Source organism: Micromonospora sp. NBC_00330, from assembly GCF_036136635.1.
GTDB classification, from domain to species: domain Bacteria; phylum Actinomycetota; class Actinomycetes; order Mycobacteriales; family Micromonosporaceae; genus Micromonospora; species Micromonospora salmantinae.
Genome location: NZ_CP108012.1, coordinates 2,941,632 through 2,960,032, shown reverse-complemented (window position 1 = coordinate 2,960,032; position 18,401 = coordinate 2,941,632). Strand labels below are relative to the sequence as shown.

Here is an 18,401-nt window from a genome sequence, read left to right as displayed (position 1 = left end):
ATGAAAAGTAGCTCCAGTGGCCGCACGCACTCCGGAGAATATTGCCAAGATCGCCAGCGCGCCAGGGGTCGGGCCGTCGCGTCGGCGTTTCCGCGCGTCGGGTCGAGGGTAGGTCCGGGGCTGACCGTTCCGGCTGCCCCACTTAAGGAATGACCAGATGAGTGACAACGTCAGCGACGCGGTGGGCGACGCTCTCCGCTCGGTGATGCTCTTCCTGCCCAAGGCCGTCGCCTTCCTGGCGATCCTGGTGGCCGGATGGCTGATCGCCAAGGCCGTACTGAAGATCGTGGAGAAGGTCCTCGAACGGGTGGGCTTCGACCGCGCCGTCGAACGCGGCGGCATCCGCCGCGCGTTGAGCCGCTCCCGGTACGACGCCAGTGACATCGTCGCGAAGCTCGTCTACTACGCGGTGCTGCTGTTCACCCTTCAGCTCGCCTTCGGCATCTGGGGGCCGAACCCGATCTCCGACCTGCTCGGCGCGGTGATCGCGTGGCTGCCCCGCGCCTTCGTCGCGATCGTCATCGTCGTGGTCGCCGCCGCCATCGCCAACGCGGTCAAGGACATCATCAGCGGCGCGCTCGGCGGCCTGTCGTACGGCCGGGTGCTGGCCACCATCGCCTCGGTGTTCATCCTCGGTCTCGGTGTCATCGCGGCGCTGAACCAGATCGGTGTGGCCACCGCGGTCACCACTCCGGTGCTGATCGCCGTACTGGCCACGATCGGCGGCATCCTCGTCGTCGGTGTCGGCGGTGGTCTGATCCGTCCGATGCAGAGTCGTTGGGAGTCGTGGCTGACCCGCGCCGAGCAGGAGTCGCAGCTGATCGCCGAGCACGCCCAGGCGTACCGGGCGGGTCGCCGCGACGCCGAGGCCGAGCTGGCCCGCCGGTCGGCCACCACCACCAGCGGCGCGGAGGCGACCCAGGTGGTGCCCCGGCCCGCCGACGCCGACGCCACGCAGGTGGTGACCCGGCCCACCGATCCGGAGGCCACCCAGGTCGTCCACTTCCCGGTCAGCTCCGACGCCACCCAGGCGGTCGATCGCGGCGCCCTCGACGACGTGACGCCGACGCCGGCCCGGCCCTCCGCGACCGACGACACGACCCAGGTGGTCAGCGGCTCCGTCGACTCGGACGTCACCCAGGTGGTGGGCACCAACGTCGACCCTGACGCCACCCAGGTGGTCACGGGCGGCACCGATCGCGCGGTGCCCGGGCAGCGCACCAGCGACGACAGTGAGACCACCACTGTCATTCCGCCGTTCGACCGGCGCTGACACCAGCGGTACGGCGGCGGGGCGGGATCGATCTGATCCCGCCCCGCCCCTCGTTGTCCGCCCCCGCCTCGCTCACCAGGCACGGTTCGCGCTGCTCGGCACGCCGAAAGCGCTGGCCGCTGCCGCGCGGGTTGTCTAGCATCGCGGGCATGACCTGGCGACATTGATCCAGCAGCGTCGGCCGATCCCGTGGGCCACCACGGGCACCGCACGTCCGGTGTCCGTCTCCACTCCCACGGGAAGGCCCCATGATCCTCATCGATTCGCGCGTGCCCGAGCCGGCGGTCCGTCGGCTGACGGCGACCCTCTACGGGTACGCGTTCCTCAGTGACCTCGTCCTGCTCTACCCGCTGTACGTGGTGTTCTTCGCCGACACCGGGCTGTCGGTGGGGCAGATCGCGTCGCTCTTCGTCATCTGGTCCGCCGCCGGCATCCTGTTCGAGGTGCCCTCCGGCGCCTGGGCCGACGTGCTGTCCCGCCGGCTGCTGCTGTGTCTCGCCCCGCTGGTGGCCGCCGCCGGTTTCGCGCTCTGGGTGCTGCTGCCGTCGTACCCGGCCTTCGCTGTCGGGTTTCTGCTCTGGGGCGCTGGTGGCGCGCTGGTCTCCGGTGCGTTGGAGGCGTTGGTCTGGACCGAGTTGGACCGGCTCGGCGCGGTCGGCCGGTACGCCCGGGTGCTCGGGCGGGCGCGGACCGCGGGTGTGCTGGGCGTGGTGGTCTCCGGAGTGCTCGCCGGCCCGGTGCTCGCCGTCGGCGGGTACCCGGCGGTCGGCGCGGCCAGCGTGCTCGCCTGCCTGCTCGCCACGATCGTCGCCACCCGCCTCCCGGAACACCGCGCGCCCGCCGCCGTACGCGTCCCGGTCGCCGAGCCGGCAATGGCCGCCCGGCCGGTGGGCGCCGCACCACCGGGGCAGGACGAGCCCGCTAGCCCGGACGACGATGGTGACCTGGGGTGGTGGGACACGCTGCGGGCCGGAGTGTCGCAGGTCCGCACCCGTCCGCCGGTACGGGCCGCCGTGCTGCTGGTTGCCGTGGTCGCCGCCGACTGGGGTGCCCTGGACGAGTACACCCCGCTGCTCGCCCTGGACACCGGCGTCGGGGCGCAGGCCGTACCCCTGCTGCTCCTGCTGCTCTGGGCCGGAGTGACGGTCGGCGGGCTGCTCGCCCCGGCGGGGGAGCGGCTGGGCAGCCGAGGCTACGCCGCGCTGCTGGGGCTGGTCGGCGTCGCGCTGGCCACAGGTGCCCTGCTTCGGCACCCGGCGGGGTTCGTGCTGCTCGCGGTGGCCTTCGGCGCCGCGCAGTTGGCCACAGTGCTGGCCGACGCGCGGCTCCAGGCGCGGATCACCGGCACCAGCCGCGCCACAGTCACCTCGCTGGCCGGGATGGCCACCGACGTGCTGATCATCGTGACGTACGCCGGCTACGGTCTGCTCGCCACGGCGGCCGGCAACGCGCTGGCGTTCGCGCTGACCGCCGGGGCGTACCTCGTGGTGGCGCTGGTGCTGCTGACCCGCCGCCGGTCGCCGGCCCGCCTCGGCCGCCGTGCCGGAGCTGCTGATGACTGAGAGTCGCGGTGACCTGAGCCACCGTCACGTAAGGTTATGTCGGGAATCCTTGACACGTCGGGAAGTTCCGACGCATCCTTCCTGACGTGCCCGACGACGACCTCTTTCTCGCGCTGGCGAATCCGGTCCGCCGACGTTTGCTGGAACTCCTGACCGACGGGCCCCGCACGGCCGGCGACCTCGCCGCCAGCTTCGACCTGAGCCGGCCGGCCGTCGCCGAGCACCTGCAAATCCTGCGGCGGGCCGGGCTCGTGCACGACCAGCCCACCGGACGACAACGGCACTACCACCTGACCGCCGAGCCACTCGCCCAGGTGGGCGACTGGCTCCACCCCTTCGAGCGGTTCTGGCGTCACCGCCTCCGCACCCTTGCCGACATGCTCCAGGAGGAGACCATGACAGATACCGCCACCATCGCCGTGGACCAGTTCATCGCCGCGCCGCCGTCAAAGGTCTGGCGCAGCCTCACCGAGCCGGAGTTGCTCGCCCGCTGGTGGGTACCGGGCGACGTCGCCGCCGTCGTCGGTCACCGCTTCCACCTACAGATGCCCGGTTGGGGAGCGGTGGCCTGCGAGGTCACCGAGGTCGATCCCGAGCGGCGTTTCGTCTACACGTTCAACGAGAACTGGACGCTGACCTGGCGGCTGGTTCCCGAGGGCAACGGCACCCGACTGTTCCTGGACCACTCGGGCTTCGACCTCGACGACCCCCGGGCCCGGGACGCCTTCGCGCGGATGGGGCCCGGCTGGCGGGACACGATCCTGCCCGGCCTCGCCCGGTTGGCCGCCGACCTGCCGGACTGATCACCCCGAATCGACGAGGTGCCCGGCGGGGGCCCGAGGAGGCCGCCGCCGGGCCGCACTGTCAGCCGGCCATGTGCAGGAACGACCACTGGTGGCCGTCGAGGTCGCGGAAGCCGCGCATGTACATCGGCCCGTTGGCCATCCCCGGCCCGAGCGACTCCCCACCGGCGACCGCCGCCTGGTCGACCAGTTCGTCGACCTGCCCCCGGCTCGACGCCGACAGGCCGACGATGACCTCCCGGCTGGTCGCCGTGTCCGTCGCGGCGACCCCGGTGTACGCCTCGAAGCCCGAGCGGAGGTGCAGCACCAGCCGGGTGGTGTCGGAGACGGTGAGCACCATGCTGTCGCCGTCCGGATCGGCCTGGTCGCTGGTGAAGCCGATCGCCCGGTAGAACTCGGTCGCGGTGGTCAGGTCGCGCACCGGCAGGTTGATGAATGTCATGGTCATCGCTGGTCTCCGTCCGTTTCGAGCAGTGCCTTCAGTGCGGCGAGCCGGTCCCGCCAGTACGCCTTCAGCTCCGCGGCCTGCTCGGCTCCGGTCAGCTTCTCGTGCAGGACGTTGACCCGGGCCTTTGACTCGCCGACAGCGTCGATGCCGACGACGATCCTGGTGGGGCCACCGGCCCAGTCGGCCCGGAAGCTGCGCGGCGCGGTGGCGGTGCGGACACGTACCTCGACGTCGGGCAGCCAGTGGGCGCGTGCCGTCTCGTCGGCGAACGCCTCGAACAAGCGCAGCGCCGGCACGGCAATCGTCTTTGCCTCCGCGTTGCCGGCGGCGTGAGCGCCGGGAGGGAGGTGCGGCGCAGGACTACGCCGACGTCATCCTACGCCCCAACGGCCGTCAGGGTTGGTCACCGTCGAGGTAGACCCACCGGCCGTCCTCGCGGACGAACCGGCTGTGTTCGGTCACCGTGCCGGGCCGGCCCGCGTCCCGGTAGTGGGCGTGGAAGGTCACAGTGCCGGCGGTGTCGAGCAGGCCGCCCCGCTCGGTTTCCACGATCTCCAGTCGGGTCCATCGCTGCCCCGGGTCGAGCTCCAGGGAAGCGGGCCGGGTCGAGGAGTGCCAACTGCGCAGCAGGTAACCGGAGTCGCCGAGGGCGAAGGCGCTGAACCGGGAGCGCATCAACGCCTCGGCCGTCGCCGGGGCCTCGCCGCCGTGCGCCGGCGCGCAGCAGTCCGCGTACGCCCGGCCGGAACCGCACGGGCACACCCGTCCCGTTGTCGCGTTCGCCCGCCGACGTCCCCCACCCTTACCCACGTCGCCATCCTGCCGCACCGGCCCTAGTCCAGCGGCACCGGCAGCGGTACCGGCCGCTTGGCCACCCGGTCGTCGCCCGACGACTGGCCGCGTAGGTGCCGGGCCAGCCAGGGCAGCAGGTGCCGGCGGGTCCAGGCCAGCTCGGCGCCGAACACCTCGCCGCGGCGCCGCCGGGGTGCCGGCGGCAACGGTTGTGTCCAGGAGTCGTCGAACCCGGGCAGACCCGCCGTGTACGCCAGCGCGGCGGCGATGCGCTCGTGCCCGGCGCTGTTGGCATGCAGCCGGTCGTCGCTCCACAGCCGGGGATCGGAGGAGACCGGGTGGGCGCCCAGGTCGAGGAGGGTGGCGCCGGTCCGCGCGGTGGCGGCCCGCAGCGCCTCGTTGAGCGCCAGCATGCGACCCCGCAGCGGCCGGGCCAGCGGCATCACGGGCGCCGGATCCGGCATCGTGAAGGTCAGCACTGTGGCCCCCTGATCGACCAGTGCCTGCTGCATCGCCGCGACATCCCCGGCGACCTGGTCCGCGTCGAAGGAGGGGCGCAGCACGTCGTTCATACCGGCGACCACCGTGGCCAGGTCGGGGGCCAGGTCGAGGGCGGGCTGGAGCTGCTCGGCGCGGATCAACGCGGTGGTCCGGCCACGGATGGCCAGGTTCGCGTATTCCAGACCGCCCTGGGCGCGGGCCACCGCCAGGGCGAACCGGTCGGCCCAGCCCCGGTAACCGCCGAGACCGTCCGGGTCGTCGAGCCCTTCGGTGGTGCTGTCACCGATCGCCACGTACCTCTGCCACATCACCCGCGCGAGGTTAGCCCTCCGTCAGCTCAGGCGGACCGCCGGCCTCACAGCCAGCCGGAGCGGCGGAACAGCCGGTACAGGAACAGGGCAGCCGCCGCCATCAGGGTGACCGCTCCGGCGTAGCCGTAGCGCCAGGCCAGCTCGGGCATGTGGTTGAAGTTCATTCCGTAGATGCCGGCGATGCCGGTCTGGGTGGCCGCGATGGCCGCCCAGGCGGCGATCTTGCGCATGTCGTTGTTCTGCTCGACGGCGAGTTGCGCCAGCCGCGACTGGACGATCGAGGTGAGCAGGTCGTCGTACGCGGCTACCCGGTCCACCGCCCGGCTCAGCCGGCCGTCGACGTCGACGAACCAGCGGTGCAGGGCACGCGGCGGGCCGTCGGGTTCGAGCAGCGTACGCATCGGCGCCTGCAACGGCAGGACTGCCCGCTTGAACTCCACCACCTCCCGTTTGAGCTGGTAGATGTGTTGGATGTCGGTCGTGCGGTCGCGGGCGAACACCGCCTCCTCGACCCGCTCCAGGTCCCGTTCCACGTGCCCGGCCACCTCCAGGTAGGAGTCGACCATACGGGCGCAGACCGCGTACGCCACTGCCCACGGTCCGGCGGCCAGCAGCGCGGTGCGGCGCTCGATGTCGGCGCGGACGCTGCGCAGCGCACCGGCGGCGCCGTGCCGCACAGTGATGGCGAAGCGGTCGCCGAGCAGCACCATGACGTCCCCGGTGTCGATCACCTCGGAGGTGTCGGTCAGCTCGTCGTGCTCCACGTACCCGGCCGTGCGCAGGACCAGCAACGTGACCGGGCCGTGGCGCTGCACCGTGGGCCGGTGCCCGTCGGCGAGGGCCTGTTCGACGGTCAGCTCGTCGAGGCCGAAGGTCTGGCCGACCGCGGCGAGCACCGCCGGGCCGGGATCGTGCAGTCCCAGCCACACGAAGGCGTCGCGGCCGTGCCGCGCCCGGGCGTACGCGTCGGCGTAGTGCGGTTGACCGGGTTCCCGGCGGCCGTTGACGTAGACGGCGCAGTCGACCACGGCGTCCGGGTTGGACCGGCGGGGGGTGGGGGAGTCGCCCTCGACCCGTCCGAGCAGTCGCCGGGCCAGGGCGAGTACGCCTCGACCGGTCCGGTCCCGTACCGGTCGCTGATCCACCCGTGCCTCCCCGTCGCCGGCGCACCGTCCCGATCAGGGGATGGTGCCACCGCATTCTGCCGAGCGGGGTCCGGCTCCCGACAGCGGGGGAGGTGGCGCGGGCGGCGCGGGCCTGCGGCTCGGTTCGGGCCTGCGGCTCGGTTCAGGCGGTGCGGGTGGCGAAGACGACGACGTTGTCGACGTAGTTGCCGGTCGTCGCGTCGAACCGGCCGCCGCAGGTGATCAGGCGCAGCCCGGCGGCGTCCGCCGGGCCGTAGACCAGTGTGGTGGGGAAGTGCTCCTTGGGGTAAGCCCGGACGTCGTCCACTGTGAACGTGGCGACCCGTGCGTCGGCGCGGGTGACCTGTACCTGTTGTCCGGCGCGAAGCCGACCGAGGTCGAAGAAGACCGCCGGGCCGGACGGTGCGTCGACGTGTCCCACCAGGACGGCGTTGCCGGTCTCACCGGGGCTGACCCCGTACCGGTACCAGCCGGCGAGGGTGGGCCGGTCCAGTGGAGGCACCTCCAGCACCCCGGCGGCGTCGGCGCCGACGGGGACGATGTCGGCGCGTACGTCGATGGCGGGGATCTGCACCCGGACCGGCGCGGCGGGTGGCAGCGGCGCCAGGTCCGGTGCGGGATGGGTGCGGGTCGGCGCGTCGGCCGACGGTCGTGGTGGCCGCGCCGGGTCGGCGGTGAGGCCGACGGTGATCAGTCCGAGCCCGGTCACGCCGAGCAGGGCTACCACTGCCGGCAGGGTCCGCCGCGACCGCACGTGTGCGCCTCCGTACCGGATCGTCGGGGTGCCCGCACCGGTGTCACCGGCGCGGGCACCCGTCTCAGGGATGGAACGGTCGCCGATCAGGCGACAGTGGACACCGGACGGCGCCGGCGGATCAGGATCACCGCGCCGGCGAGGGCGGTGCCGAGCAGCGTGCCGCCGGCGGCGAGAGCGCCGGTGTCACGGTTGTCGCCGCCGGAGCCGGCCGGCGCGCCGCCGATCGGGGTGACGGCGAAGGTGGCGGTGCCGGCCGAGCTGCCGTCGCCGCAGGTCGCCGCCACCGTGTACGTGCCCAGGGTGAACCCGGCGGTGAAGAGCTCGGCGCTCAGCCCGCCGCCGGCGGCGGCCGTGGTGGATCGGACGTTCTGGTCGCGGTTGGGACCGGTGACCCGGAAGAGGGCGTCACCCGACTTCGGGTTGCAGGTCGTCGCGGTGAGCACGACGGTCCCACCGACCGGGGTGGTGGCCGGTGACACGGTGGTGTCGGCCAGTGCGGCGCCTGGCAGCAGGAGCGTGCCGAGGCCCACGCCGAGCGCCGCCGAGCAGAGTGCTGTTGAGACCTTCATACGCGTCTTCCCTCACTTTTCGTCCGCTGACTGCGTGGGACGTCGTTCGGGTGGCCAACTCCGTGACTAGCACCGGTGTGCCCAACACTAGGTTGGGTTGGGTCCTCGATCAGGTGAAAATGAGAAATCCTCGTTGCCGTCACGTGTCCACCCGAAGGCGGGGCGAGCTGCGGAAAGGCCCGGACGGCCCGACCGACACCGGTGCTCCGATCGATGTCCATCCGGTCGGGCTGTCGTCGCTGTGTCGATGGCGAGGTATTGCCGCAGACGGCGGAAATGCACCGCCCGGCCGGGCGCGGTCCGCCGCCGGGCCCGATCCAAGATCCGCACAAGAACAGGGATATAGGGGCCTCGCGCGGTCTGGAGGCCCCTATATCCCTGAAGTTGTGCAGATCTTGGGCCGGCCGGTGCGCCGGATGGGTGCCCGGGTCAGCGGGTCGGGGTCGGGTCGGGCATCGGCTCGCCGGTCTCCAGCAGGGTCTTGAGGCTGGCCAGCAGCTCCGGCCAGCCGCCGCTGCCGTCGAGCTGGCCGCTGATCGCCCGGTGCATCTCACTGTCCGGGGAGAAGCCGTCGTGGATGACGGTCAGCCGGACGGTCGACCCGCTGTGCGGCTCGATCTCGAAGGTCACCGTCGACCGGCGTTCACCGAGCCGGGCGGCCAGCTCCTCGGCGGACCAGCCGAAGTGCTCGGCGTGCTCGGGTTGGAAGCCGTGCCAGCTGTAGGAGAGTCGGCGGTACGGCTCGGCGACGAGCACCCGCTGGCCGAGGTCGCGCGGCTCGCCGTCGGGTGCGTCCTGCCACAGCACTGGTGAGCCGACCTGCCAGTCCGAAACCAGCGCGACTCCACCCCAGTAGCGACGGGTGAACGCCGGTTCGGTGAGCGCGGACCACAGTCGCTGCGCGGTGGTGGTGACGTAGGTGGTGTAGACGAAGGTCGGGCTCTCCATGGGTTGTCGCTCCAATGCGGTGGTCAGGTCGGCCAGGGTGACGGCGCGCTCCCGGTCGTAGCGGCTGAGCCAACGGTCGGCGATGGCGTTGATCGGGGCGGCGTTGAGGTAGTGCAGCTTGTCCCGGCCGCGCCGGACGGTGGTGACGAGATCGGCGGCCTCCAGGACCGACAGGTGCTTGCTGACGGCCTGTCGGGTGGTGGCTAGCCCGTCGCACAGCTCCCGCAGGGTCTGGCCGTTGCGCTCGTTGAGTCGGTCCAGCAGTCGACGCCTGCTGGGGTCGGCCAGCGCCCGAAACGCGTCGTCCATCGGCCCTCCCCGCAACAGGCAACCATTCGGTTGCCTGCCAAGTTATGCAACCAGCCGGTTGCCTGTCAAGCTGACCGCGGGCGGCCATCTGCCGGAGGGATAAATCCCCGTGCGTGCAGGGGAGACGCTGGTAGGTTCGCTCGCCGTGACACGGAACGTGGGAGCTGGCCTGGGACCGGTGTTCGCCAAACTCTGGGCGGCGAGCACCCTGTCGGCCCTGGGCAGCGGCCTGGCCACCGTCGCCGCGCCGCTCTTCGTCGCGTCGCGCACCGATGACCCGCTCGTGGTCGCCGGGGCGTCGGCGGTGGCGTGGCTGCCGTGGCTGCTCTTCGCCCTGCCCGGCGGGGTGCTGGTGGACCGGATGGACCGCCGCCGCCTGATGATCGTCATCGACCTGGTCCGGGTGGTAGCGCTCGCCGTTCTGGCCACTGCGATCCTCAGCGGCCGGGGCGGGGTGGCGCTGCTGTTCGCGGTGCTGTTCCTGGTCAACACCGGTGAGATCGTGTTCCGCGCGGCGAGCCAGGCCATGGTTCCGGTCGTGGTGCCGCGGCACCGTCTGGAGCGCGCCAACGGCTGGCTCAGCGGCGGCGCCACCCTCATGCACAGCATGCTCGCCGGCCCGCTCGGCGGCTTCCTGTTCGCGCTCTCGGCGGGCAGCCCGTTCCTGGTCAACGCCGTCACGTACGCCCTCAGCGCCGTACTGGTGGCGCTGATCGGCGGTGACTTCCGGGCCGCCGTCGGCGACACGCACGCACTCCGTACCCGCTCGATGGGCGGCGAGATCGTCGAAGGACTGCGCTGGCTGGCCAACCAGCGGCTGCTGCGCACGATGGCCGTGCTGATCGGTCTGCTCAACGTGACCCTCACCGCCGCGCTCGCGGTGCTGGTGCTGCTCGCCGGCGAGCGGCTCGGGCTCGGATCCGTCGGCTACGGCCTGCTCTTCACCTGCATGGCCACCGGTGGGGTGCTCGGCGCACTCCTCGGCGACCGGATCATCGCCCGGATCAGCGCCACCTGGACGATCCGGATCGGCCTGCTCGTCGAGGCGGGGCTGCACCTGGCGTTGGCGGCGTCCCGCAGCACCATCGTGGTCGGGTTCGCGCTGTTCGCCTTCGGCGTGCACGGCGGGCTGTGGAACATCGTGTCGAACTCGCTGCGCCAACGACTCACCCCGGCGAACCTGCAGGGCCGGGTGGCCAGCACGAACCTCTTCGTGGCGGCGGGCGGCAACTGCGTGGGCGCACTGCTGGGCGGGCTGCTCGCCGCCCGATTCGGCATCACCGCGCCGTACTGGGTCGGATTGGTGGTGGCGATCGGCGTCTCCGCCGCCACCTGGCGGGTCTTCAACCGCGCCGCTGTCGCGCGCGCCTATGCCGACCCGACCCCGGTCGAGTCGCCCGCCCCGGTGGCCTGAGCGCCGTTGCGGCCCATCCGGCGGTGTCGGGCGGCGGTGTGGCAGCGTGGTGCGGGTGACCGACTCCGCGCCGCTCGACGTCGACCTCGCGCTGCTCGGTGGCGGCGGCGCCGCGTCGTTGCTGCTCGCCGCGCTGGACCGGCACGGTGTCCGGGATCTGCGGATCGCCATCGTCGACCCCGTGCGCCGTCGCGGTCAGGATCGCACCTGGGCGTTCTGGGGTCACCCCGACAGCGACCTGGACCCGCTGCTCAGCGCGAGCTGGCAGCAGGTCGAGGTGGCGACGGCGGCGCGACGCCGCGTCCTTGACCTCACCCCGCTGCGGTACGCCATGCTCCGCTCCGGCCCGGTCTACGACCGGGCTGCCGACGCCGAGCGTCGCCTCGACGCCACGCGGATCGTCGCGCCCGCCGAGACGGTGCGCGACGACGGCGCCCGGGTGCTGGTGCGTACCGGCGACGGGCGCCGGGTACGGGCCGGCTGGGTGCTCGACTCCCGTCCCCGGCCGCCGGCGAGAGCGGGGCGAACCACCTGGTTGCAGCACTTCCGAGGGTGGTGGCTGGAGGCTGACCGGCCGGTGTTCGACCCGACGCGTGCGGTGCTGATGGACTTTCGTACCCCGCAGCCGCCCCGGGGCGTCTCCTTCGGGTACGTGCTGCCGGTCAGCGACCGCTACGCCCTGGTCGAGTACACCGAGTTCTCGCCGGACCTGCTGACCGACGCCGGGTACGACGCGGCGCTGACCGGCTACCGGGATCTGCTCGGGCTGGATCCGACCGGGCTGCGGGTGCGCGAGGTGGAGAACGGGGTGATCCCGATGACCGACGCGCCGTTCCCGGCCCGGCCCACCCCCCGCGTGGTCCGGCTCGGCACGGCCGGTGGCGCGACCCGTCCCTCCACCGGCTTCACCTTCTCCGCCATGTACCGCCAGGCCGACCAGGTGGCCCGCGCCCTCGCGGCGGGCCGCGCGCCGGTGCCCGAGCCGGCCTACCCGCGCCGGCACCGCTGGATGGACGCGGTGGCGCTGCGGGCACTGGACCGGGGCGGGGTGGGCGGTCCCGAATTCTTCGACCGACTCTTCGACCGCAACCCGGCCGAGCGGGTGCTGCGCTTCCTCGACGGCGGCACCACTCCGGCCGAGGAGGTCGCGATCATGAATTCGACCCGGCTGTTGCCGATGATCGCCGCGACCGCCGGTGACGCCGCACACCGGGTGCGTGACCGGCTGCGCCCCACCCGGCCCGCGCCGGCCATCCCACCCGCTGTGGTGGGTTCGACGCCGACGGCTCGGCGCGCCGGCCCCCCGAGCGGGGAGGACGACGTCCGCGCCCGGTAGGTTGCCGGGCATGGTGGACGCGGCGGCCGGCAGGGGCGTGCAGATCTGGACCGACGGGGCGTGCAGTGGCAACCCCGGTCCGGGTGGTTGGGGTGCGCTGCTGCGCTACGGCGATCACGAGCGGGAGCTGTGCGGCGGTGAGGCCACGCCCACCACCAACAACCGGATGGAGCTGATGGCGGCCATCCAGGCGTTGGAGAGCCTGAACCGGCCGGTCACCGTGGAGCTGCACACCGACAGCACGTACGTGCGCAACGGCATCACCAGTTGGCTGGCGTCGTGGAAGCGCAACGGTTGGCGAACCGCCGCGAAGCAGCCGGTGAAGAACGCCGACCTGTGGCAGCGGCTGGAGGCGGCCTGCGAACGGCACGAGGTCACCTGGCTGTGGGTCAAGGGGCACAACGGCCACCCGGAGAACGAGCGGGCCGACGGGCTCGCCAACAAGGGCATGACCGAGGCCCGGGGCGCGCTGACCAGCCGCTGATCCCGGTCAGCGAGTCGCGTCCGGGTGCCCCGGCATGCTGGAACCGCCGCCGCTGCTGCCGGACGAACCACCGGCGACGCCCGAGTTGTCGGGCTCGGTCACGATGTCCGGCCGGACGTCGGTGTCCGCCGGTGCGGGGACCTCGGTGTCCGCGTCGACCTGCACCAGTGGCGTCTGGCCGGCCTCGTCCTCGCTGTGCTGCGGGTCGCCCGGCTGCTCACCTTGGCGATTTCGGTAGCCCACGCCGTGCCCCCCGTCGATGCCGGTCCGCGTCGGCGCTGGCTACCCGGCGTCGTCCCGGCCGAAACCTGACCCGCCGGCGGGGACCGCCGACCCGACCGTCTCGGCCTGCGGCGCAGCGGACGGCAGCCGCAGCGTCCGGCGGCGGCTGAGCGCGACGACCAGCGCCAGCGCGAGCGCGCCGACGACCACCAGGAACGCCCAGGTGTTACCGAGGTGGTCGTTGACCACGCCACTGGTCGCGGAGCCGGCGGCGATGCCGAGTTGCCCGGCCGTCTGCAACCACCCGTACGTCTCGGGTAGCCGGACCGCCGGGGTGGACCGGGCGAGGATCTCGTCGGTGACGGCGAGGAACGGTGCCAGCGCGAGACCGAAGACCGCCAGCGCGACGGCCATCTGCTGCACGTTGCGCGGCAGCAGCAGCGCCACCGAGGTGGCGGCCAGCGTGCCGAGCATCGTCAGGTACGCCGCCGCCGGGCTGCCGGGCCGCCCCCGGCTCGCCAGCAGCACGCCGCCGGCCAGGCTGCCCACCGACCAGACGGTCACCAGCAGCCCGGCCTGGTCCGGGTGCCCGACGGTGGTGGCGAACGCGGGCACCAGCACCCACATCGCGCCGATGCCCATCATGTAGCCGACGTGGGTGCCGACGACGGTGCGGCGGGTGGCCTGACCGGGCAGCGCGGATCCCTTCCCGCGAGGCTGCCGGTCGGCCTCGCGCGGTGGCAGCACGGCGACCATGCCGAGCAGCCCGGCGCTGCCGATCACCGCGAAGGCGAGCAGCGCGGCCGTGGGTCCACTGATCAGCAGGCTCAACGTCACCGCCAGGGGGCCGCCCACGTAGAGCACCTCCTGCCCGACGGCGTTGACCGCGTACGCGCGGGCCAGCGCGGCGGGGGCGACGAGCCGGGCGAGCTGGGCGCGTCCGCTGCCGACCGCCGGTGGCGTGCTGAGCCCGGCCGCGGTGGCCAGCGCCACGAACGCCACCGGTTCGGTGGTGACGGCCAGGCCGAGCAGGGCGAGCAGGTGGGCGAGGCCGGTGGCGAGCAGCACCGGCCGGGCGCCGAGCCGGCCCAGGAGTCGGCCGACCAGCGGCGCGGTGACCGCCAGCCCGATTCCGCAGCCGGCGCTGGCCACGCCGGCGGTGGCGAAGCTGCCGGTGTTCTGGTGACCGAGCAGCACGACGAGCAGTTGCCGCAGCGCGACCGGTAGCTGCGCCACCGTCATCAACATGATGAGCAACATCGCCCGACGGGGTACATTCACAACTTATGAATCTACCCGAGGACGGCTCGCCAAACCTGCTCGGCGCACTCGCCCTGCACGTCGGCTCGCGGATGCGGTCGTCGGTCAGCGCGTCCGTCGGTGCCGGCGGCGCGCTCGCCGAGGCGCTCGTCGTCCTCAAGGACCAGCCGGGGGTGACCGCCGAGTGGTTGGGCCAGGTGCTGGGGCTGACCCAGCCCGGCGTCGCGCACCTGGTCCGGCGGCTCCGGGAACAGGGCTGGGTGGAGCGGCGTCCCGGCACCGACGCGCGCAGCCGCGCCCTGCACCTCACCACCGAGGGCACGGCGGCGGCCGCCCGGACCCTGCGAGCCCGGCAGGAGGTGCTGACCGCGCTGCTCGCCCCGCTGAGCGCCGAGCAGCGCGCCCAGCTCGCCGACATCGCCCGCGCCCTGCTGCGCGACGAGGTGGCCGACGCCGGCAGCCTGGCCCACCTCTGCCGGCTCTGCGACCGCGCCCGCTGCCCACAGTGCCCGGTCCACGCCGGCTTCCAGGAGTTGACGGGAGCGTGCGGCGGACCGGATCGGGCCGAACCTAACGGCGACGACCCCGACGGGCGGGGGAGCGGGCCGGCTGACGGACCGGTGTGAGCGGCAGCGCCGTCCAGTGCGCCGGCCGGGTGAGCGTCTGCGGCAGCCCCGTGTGGGTGTCGCCCCGGGCGGCGTCCAGCTGGGTCTGGTGCAGGAAGAGCGTGCGCCGCAGGTCCGCGCCCCGCAGGTCGGCGCCGCGCAGGTCCGCGCCGGTGACGTCGGCCAGGGCGAGGTCCGCCCCGCGCAGGTCGGCGCCGATGAGCAGCGCCCCGCGCAGGTTGGCCCGGCGGAGGTCGACGCGGCGCAGGTCCACCCCGAGCAGGTGCGCGCCCCGCCGGTCGGCGCCGCCGGGGGCGCGGGCCGCGTCGCTGGCCCGGGACAGCAGCGGGTTGACCCGGTTCCGGTGGTCGGCGACGTCCACCGCGCGAAGCTGCGCCGGGTCACCCTCGGTGAGCGTCAGCGTCTCGGCGCGGACGCGTTCCAGCTCGGCGCGGAGGTCGGCCGGCGGGCGCAGCGCCACCGCCTCGGTGAGGTACCAGAGCAGTTCGTGCAGCGGTCGCAGCACCGCGAACGCCTCCGCCATCGCCGGCAAGGTCTCCGGCGCGTCCCGCCAGTCCCGCCCGCCGAAGGTCACCTGGGCGACCTGCTGCCCGGCACCGAAGCAGTCGAACACCGTGCAGCCGGGAAAACCACGCTGCCGCAGCTCGGTGTGGATGCCGCAGCGGTGGTCGGGGCGCAGGTTGGGGCAGGGCGAGCCGGCCGGCTTGTCGATGGCGAAGTCCGCCGACGCCGCGAAGGCGGGCACCACGCAGCACAACCCGAAGCAGCGTCCGCAGTCGGCGCGTAGCTGCGCCGCCCCGGACGGCGGTGCGGTGCGGTGCGACACGCCGACGGTCCTCCTGGCGATCAGGGTGGACCACCATTGTTTCCTGTACCGCGCCCACGGGTCGGTCCGGGGTCACCGTGCGTGCGTGTCACCGGCCGTCGCGGGGCGGGGCGCCGGGGTACGGGCATCGCCCGGTGGCGGCACCAGTCGGCGGACGTCCCGCTCGCCGTCGTCGTGCCCGTACTTCTGGTCGAAGTGCCGTTTCACGACGGCGACCGGCGTGCGGTCCCCGTCGGCGGGCTCGGCCAGCGCGAACACGCCGGGCGCCGCCCCGGGAGCGCGGGGCGGCAGCACGGCTCGCACCGTCAGCGGCCCGGTCACCCGGAACCCCCGGCAGTCGACGTAGTGCTGTCCCTCCACAGTCACGAACGGCACGCGTACCTCGACCACGTCCGACTCGTCGTGGCGCAGCGTGACCATTACCGACCAGTACCGCTCCAGGTCGAGGGTGGCCTGCTCGTGCTCCCACAGCTCCTCGAACCGGGCGTGCACGAAACCGCCCCACGGGCTGTCCATGTCCACCTCGAGCTGTGGCACGTTGAACGACAACTTCCCGATCGGGAAGAACGAGATCAGCGCCCGCCCGTCCCACTGGTAGAGCTGGATCGACGGGGACGCGTCGTAGAGCCGGACCTGTAGGCGGTGGCGCAGCCGCGAGTCGAGCGCGTCGGCGAACGCGGCCAGGTGGCGCAGATTGGTGCGGATCTGTCGGGGAACGTCCACCCGTTGCCGTTCCAGCTCCTCGGAGCGTTGCTGGGCGGCTGTGCAGTCGGGGTCGAGCAGGAGCAACTGCACCTGGGCGCCGTTGGCCAGCGCCGCGCGCACCGCGCTCAGCGTCTCCTCCCGGTGCCGTTGCTCCAGCAGGATCGTCCAGGTGTCGAGGATGCGCACCCGACGGCCGGAGCGGTGCAGCCGCGCCACGAACGCCTGCTGGTCGAAGCTGAGGTGCTCCTGCACCCGCGCCTTGCGGGCCTCCTCGAACAACGGATCGAAGATGACGTACGAGATGGCCGCGAGGACGACGCTGGCCCCGAGGTTGAGCAGCAGGTCGCTGAGAAAGCCGGTGCTGCGCCAGGCGGCCAGCAGCATGACGACGGCGATCGCGAAGAGTGCCCCACCGACGACGAAGGCGCGTCGTTGCCGTCCGCCCCGACCAGCCCACCCGGGCATCCGGTCCCCTTCCGCCGTCGGTCGGCCCCACCGCCGCTTGCTGATCACCGGAGTTCGGAGGATACGTGCCCGCTTTGCTGGGCGCTGTCCCGTTCTCCGAGCGGCTGGTTCGCCGTTCGGACCCGCTCCGCCGCTCATAGGGTGACGGTAACGGAGTCGTGCGACCACGGAGGGTGGCGGGGGTGGACGAGAGCGAACGTGAGCAGGCGCTTCTCACCGTGCTGACCACCGAGCACTATGCGTTGCAGACGTCCCGCGCCGGCACCATCGCCGAGGCCACCGGCCGCGCCACCATCTTCCTGTCCGTCCTGTCGGCGGCGCTGATCGGCCTCGGCTTCGTCGCCAGCAACGACAAGCTGGTCCGGCCGTACCTGGCCGCGGTGCTGCCGACGCTGGTCATCCTCGGGGTGCTGACGTTTCTGCGGCTGGTGGAGACCACCGTGGAGAACTCGTTGGACCTGCGGCGGATCCAGCGCATCCGGGCCTACTACCAACACAGTTTCGCCGGCGAGCACGACTTCTTCGCCGACGCGGTGGTTGCCGACGACGCCATGAGCACGTCCTGGAACCTGGTCGGCACCCGACCGGGGCGGTGGGAGTTCCTGCTGACCACTGCCGCGCTCGTGGGCGCTGTCAACGCGGTGCTGAGCGGGCTCGGCATCGCCCTGGTGGCCACGACCGTCGGGGCCGGGGGCGCGTTGACGGTAGTGGTCGGGGTGCTGGTGGCGGTGGTGGCGTTCGGTGTGCAGTTCGCGTACATCGTCCGGGCGTCGGCCGCGCCGATGCGCTGACGGCGCCGGCCGGCGCCGCTCAGACCGATCGCCAGTCGTCGTTCGTCAACGCCGCGGCCTGGGGACCCATCAGCAACATGCCCCCGTCGACCGGCCAGGACGCGCCGGTGACGTAGCTGGCGGCGGGGGAGGCGAGCAATGCGACAACGGCGGCCACCTCCCGGGCGTCGCCGGGCCGCCCCAGCGGCACGCCGGGCCGTTCCTGGGTGAACGGGTCGACATCCTCCTGACCGGTCATCGGCGTGGCGATCTCGCCCGGGGCGACGGCGTTGACGGTGATCCCGTCGGCGGCCAACTCCTGGGCCATCACCCGGGTCAGCAGCCCGAGCCCGCCCTTCGCGGCGCAGTACGCGGCGGAGCCCACCCGGGGCGCGTGCTCGTGCACGCTGGTGATGTTGATGATCCGCCCGCCGGCGCCGGTGGCCCGCATCCGTCGCGCGGCCCGCTGGGCGCACAGGAAGGGGGCGTCCAGGTCGACGGCGAGCACCTCGCGCCACTGCTCCCACCCGGTGTCGACGAACGGCGCCGAGGCCCCGGTGCCGGCGTTGTTGACCAGCACCCCGATGCCGCCCAGCCGATCGGCCAACTCGTCCACCACCGCCGCCGCGTCCGGCAGCCGGGTCAGGTCCACCTCGGCGACCTCGCAACGCCGCCCTGTCGCGCGGACCTCGGTGGCCGTTCGCTCCGCGCCGTCGGGGTCGCCGTACCAGGTGATGCCGATCTCGAAGCCGGCAGTGGCCAGCGCCACCGCGCAGGCCTTGCCGATGCCGGAGTCCGCGCCGGTGACGACGGCGATCCTCGGGTAGTTCTCGTATCGCTGTGGCATGCTGCCGCACTACCCCGGCGGGGCCGGC

The 18,401-nt window shown here is 72.9% G+C and carries 21 protein-coding genes; 8 read left to right on the top strand and 13 right to left on the bottom strand.

What is annotated here, in order from left to right:
• The first annotated feature begins 157 nt into the window (after positions 1-157).
• The 3 genes from OG598_RS13310 (at position 158) to OG598_RS13300 (ending at position 3,638) form a co-directional block, all read left to right on the top strand.
• Positions 158-1,273, top strand: coding sequence for a mechanosensitive ion channel family protein (locus OG598_RS13310; protein WP_328654718.1), 1,116 nt, complete (start codon positions 158-160; stop codon positions 1,271-1,273).
• Positions 1,274-1,521: 248 nt separating this feature from the next.
• Positions 1,522-2,835 (top strand): MFS transporter, encoded by a 1,314-nt coding sequence (locus OG598_RS13305; protein WP_328654717.1) that lies wholly within the window; start codon positions 1,522-1,524, stop codon positions 2,833-2,835.
• An 86-nt stretch (positions 2,836-2,921) separates the two neighbouring features.
• Positions 2,922-3,638, top strand: a complete 717-nt coding sequence (locus tag OG598_RS13300; RefSeq protein WP_328654716.1) for a metalloregulator ArsR/SmtB family transcription factor — start codon at positions 2,922-2,924, stop codon at positions 3,636-3,638.
• Between the two features lie 61 nt (positions 3,639-3,699).
• Here the strand turns inward: OG598_RS13300 and OG598_RS13295 are convergent, their stop codons facing one another.
• From OG598_RS13295 to OG598_RS13260, 8 genes are all read right to left on the bottom strand, one after another.
• The gene (locus OG598_RS13295; RefSeq protein WP_328654715.1) at positions 3,700-4,086 is read right to left on the bottom strand and encodes a VOC family protein; all 387 of its coding nucleotides are present in this window, start codon (positions 4,084-4,086) and stop codon (positions 3,700-3,702) included.
• Positions 4,083-4,382 carry a hypothetical protein gene (locus OG598_RS13290; RefSeq protein WP_328654714.1) on the bottom strand — a complete coding sequence of 100 codons (300 nt, stop codon included), beginning with the start codon at positions 4,380-4,382 and terminating at the stop codon, positions 4,083-4,085. Before OG598_RS13290 ends, OG598_RS13295 begins: the two co-directional genes overlap by 4 nt.
• Before the next feature lie 97 nt (positions 4,383-4,479).
• On the bottom strand, positions 4,480-4,896 hold the full coding sequence (locus tag OG598_RS13285; RefSeq protein ID WP_328654713.1) for a YchJ family protein: 417 nt from the start codon (positions 4,894-4,896) through the stop codon (positions 4,480-4,482).
• Positions 4,897-4,919: 23 nt separating this feature from the next.
• Positions 4,920-5,687 carry an SGNH/GDSL hydrolase family protein gene (locus tag OG598_RS13280; RefSeq protein WP_328655325.1) on the bottom strand — a complete coding sequence of 256 codons (768 nt, stop codon included), beginning with the start codon at positions 5,685-5,687 and terminating at the stop codon, positions 4,920-4,922.
• A gap of 47 nt (positions 5,688-5,734) precedes the next feature.
• Positions 5,735-6,835, bottom strand: coding sequence for a magnesium and cobalt transport protein CorA (locus OG598_RS13275; RefSeq protein WP_328654712.1), 1,101 nt, complete (start codon positions 6,833-6,835; stop codon positions 5,735-5,737).
• A 142-nt stretch (positions 6,836-6,977) separates the two neighbouring features.
• Positions 6,978-7,589 (bottom strand): class F sortase, encoded by a 612-nt coding sequence (locus OG598_RS13270; RefSeq protein WP_328654711.1) that lies wholly within the window; start codon positions 7,587-7,589, stop codon positions 6,978-6,980.
• Positions 7,590-7,675: 86 nt separating this feature from the next.
• A complete protein-coding gene (locus tag OG598_RS13265; RefSeq protein ID WP_091406610.1) occupies positions 7,676-8,161 on the bottom strand; it encodes a hypothetical protein in 486 nt (161 codons plus the stop codon).
• Positions 8,162-8,590: 429 nt separating this feature from the next.
• Positions 8,591-9,418 carry an ArsR/SmtB family transcription factor gene (locus OG598_RS13260; RefSeq protein ID WP_328654710.1) on the bottom strand — a complete coding sequence of 276 codons (828 nt, stop codon included), beginning with the start codon at positions 9,416-9,418 and terminating at the stop codon, positions 8,591-8,593.
• Positions 9,419-9,563: 145 nt separating this feature from the next.
• On the opposite strand from OG598_RS13260, the gene OG598_RS13255 reads away from it, so the two are divergent.
• Genes OG598_RS13255 through rnhA form a run of 3 tightly spaced genes read left to right on the top strand, consistent with a single transcriptional unit; the run spans position 9,564 to position 12,652 of the window.
• Entirely contained in the window at positions 9,564-10,832 is a 1,269-nt protein-coding gene (locus OG598_RS13255; RefSeq protein WP_328654709.1) for an MFS transporter, read from the top strand.
• A gap of 55 nt (positions 10,833-10,887) precedes the next feature.
• Complete coding sequence (locus tag OG598_RS13250; RefSeq protein WP_328654708.1) at positions 10,888-12,168, top strand: lycopene cyclase family protein; 1,281 nt, start codon at positions 10,888-10,890, stop codon at positions 12,166-12,168.
• A gap of 10 nt (positions 12,169-12,178) precedes the next feature.
• Positions 12,179-12,652, top strand: a complete 474-nt coding sequence (rnhA, locus tag OG598_RS13245; RefSeq protein ID WP_091406604.1) for a ribonuclease HI — start codon at positions 12,179-12,181, stop codon at positions 12,650-12,652.
• Positions 12,653-12,658: 6 nt separating this feature from the next.
• Here the strand turns inward: rnhA and OG598_RS13240 are convergent, their stop codons facing one another.
• Positions 12,659-12,895, bottom strand: coding sequence for a preprotein translocase YidC (locus OG598_RS13240; protein WP_328654707.1), 237 nt, complete (start codon positions 12,893-12,895; stop codon positions 12,659-12,661).
• A 39-nt stretch (positions 12,896-12,934) separates the two neighbouring features.
• On the bottom strand, positions 12,935-14,155 hold the full coding sequence (locus OG598_RS13235; RefSeq protein WP_328654706.1) for an MFS transporter: 1,221 nt from the start codon (positions 14,153-14,155) through the stop codon (positions 12,935-12,937).
• A 5-nt stretch (positions 14,156-14,160) separates the two neighbouring features.
• Here OG598_RS13235 and OG598_RS13230 point away from each other — a divergent pair, with 5 nt between their 5' ends.
• A complete protein-coding gene (locus OG598_RS13230) occupies positions 14,161-14,760 on the top strand; it encodes a MarR family winged helix-turn-helix transcriptional regulator (protein WP_328654705.1) in 600 nt (199 codons plus the stop codon).
• On the opposite strand, the gene OG598_RS13225 is transcribed toward OG598_RS13230, so the two are convergent.
• Together OG598_RS13225 and OG598_RS13220 are read right to left on the bottom strand one after the other, a co-directional pair.
• Positions 14,705-15,586, bottom strand: a complete 882-nt coding sequence (locus OG598_RS13225) for a pentapeptide repeat-containing protein (protein WP_328654704.1) — start codon at positions 15,584-15,586, stop codon at positions 14,705-14,707. The two genes, OG598_RS13230 and OG598_RS13225, sit on opposite strands and share 56 nt — an antisense overlap.
• Before the next feature lie 72 nt (positions 15,587-15,658).
• Entirely contained in the window at positions 15,659-16,756 is a 1,098-nt protein-coding gene (locus OG598_RS13220) for a DUF5919 domain-containing protein (protein WP_328654703.1), read from the bottom strand.
• 182 nt (positions 16,757-16,938) lie between these two features.
• Between OG598_RS13220 and OG598_RS13215 the strand changes: the two genes are divergently transcribed.
• The gene (locus OG598_RS13215; RefSeq protein WP_328654702.1) at positions 16,939-17,547 is read left to right on the top strand and encodes a hypothetical protein; all 609 of its coding nucleotides are present in this window, start codon (positions 16,939-16,941) and stop codon (positions 17,545-17,547) included.
• Positions 17,548-17,566: 19 nt separating this feature from the next.
• Here OG598_RS13215 and OG598_RS13210 read toward each other — a convergent pair whose 3' ends face one another.
• Complete coding sequence (locus OG598_RS13210; RefSeq protein ID WP_328654701.1) at positions 17,567-18,373, bottom strand: SDR family oxidoreductase; 807 nt, start codon at positions 18,371-18,373, stop codon at positions 17,567-17,569.
• Positions 18,374-18,401 lie beyond the last annotated feature (28 nt).

Excerpts from the sequence above, each read along its gene's own strand:
- OG598_RS13310 (WP_328654718.1), top strand. The coding sequence starts at position 158 with ATGAGTGACAACGTCAGCGACGCGGTGGGCGACGCTCTCCGCTCGGTG.
- OG598_RS13305 (WP_328654717.1), top strand. The coding sequence starts at position 1,522 with ATGATCCTCATCGATTCGCGCGTGCCCGAGCCGGCGGTCCGTCGGCTG.
- OG598_RS13295 (WP_328654715.1), bottom strand. The coding sequence starts at position 4,086 with ATGACCATGACATTCATCAACCTGCCGGTGCGCGACCTGACCACCGCG.
- OG598_RS13280 (WP_328655325.1), bottom strand. The coding sequence starts at position 5,687 with ATGTGGCAGAGGTACGTGGCGATCGGTGACAGCACCACCGAAGGGCTC.
- OG598_RS13265 (WP_091406610.1), bottom strand. The coding sequence starts at position 8,161 with ATGAAGGTCTCAACAGCACTCTGCTCGGCGGCGCTCGGCGTGGGCCTC.
- OG598_RS13260 (WP_328654710.1), bottom strand. The coding sequence starts at position 9,418 with ATGGACGACGCGTTTCGGGCGCTGGCCGACCCCAGCAGGCGTCGACTG.
- rnhA (WP_091406604.1), top strand. The coding sequence starts at position 12,179 with ATGGTGGACGCGGCGGCCGGCAGGGGCGTGCAGATCTGGACCGACGGG.
- OG598_RS13230 (WP_328654705.1), top strand. The coding sequence starts at position 14,161 with ATGAATCTACCCGAGGACGGCTCGCCAAACCTGCTCGGCGCACTCGCC.
- OG598_RS13220 (WP_328654703.1), bottom strand. The coding sequence starts at position 16,756 with ATGCCCGGGTGGGCTGGTCGGGGCGGACGGCAACGACGCGCCTTCGTC.
- OG598_RS13210 (WP_328654701.1), bottom strand. The coding sequence starts at position 18,373 with ATGCCACAGCGATACGAGAACTACCCGAGGATCGCCGTCGTCACCGGC.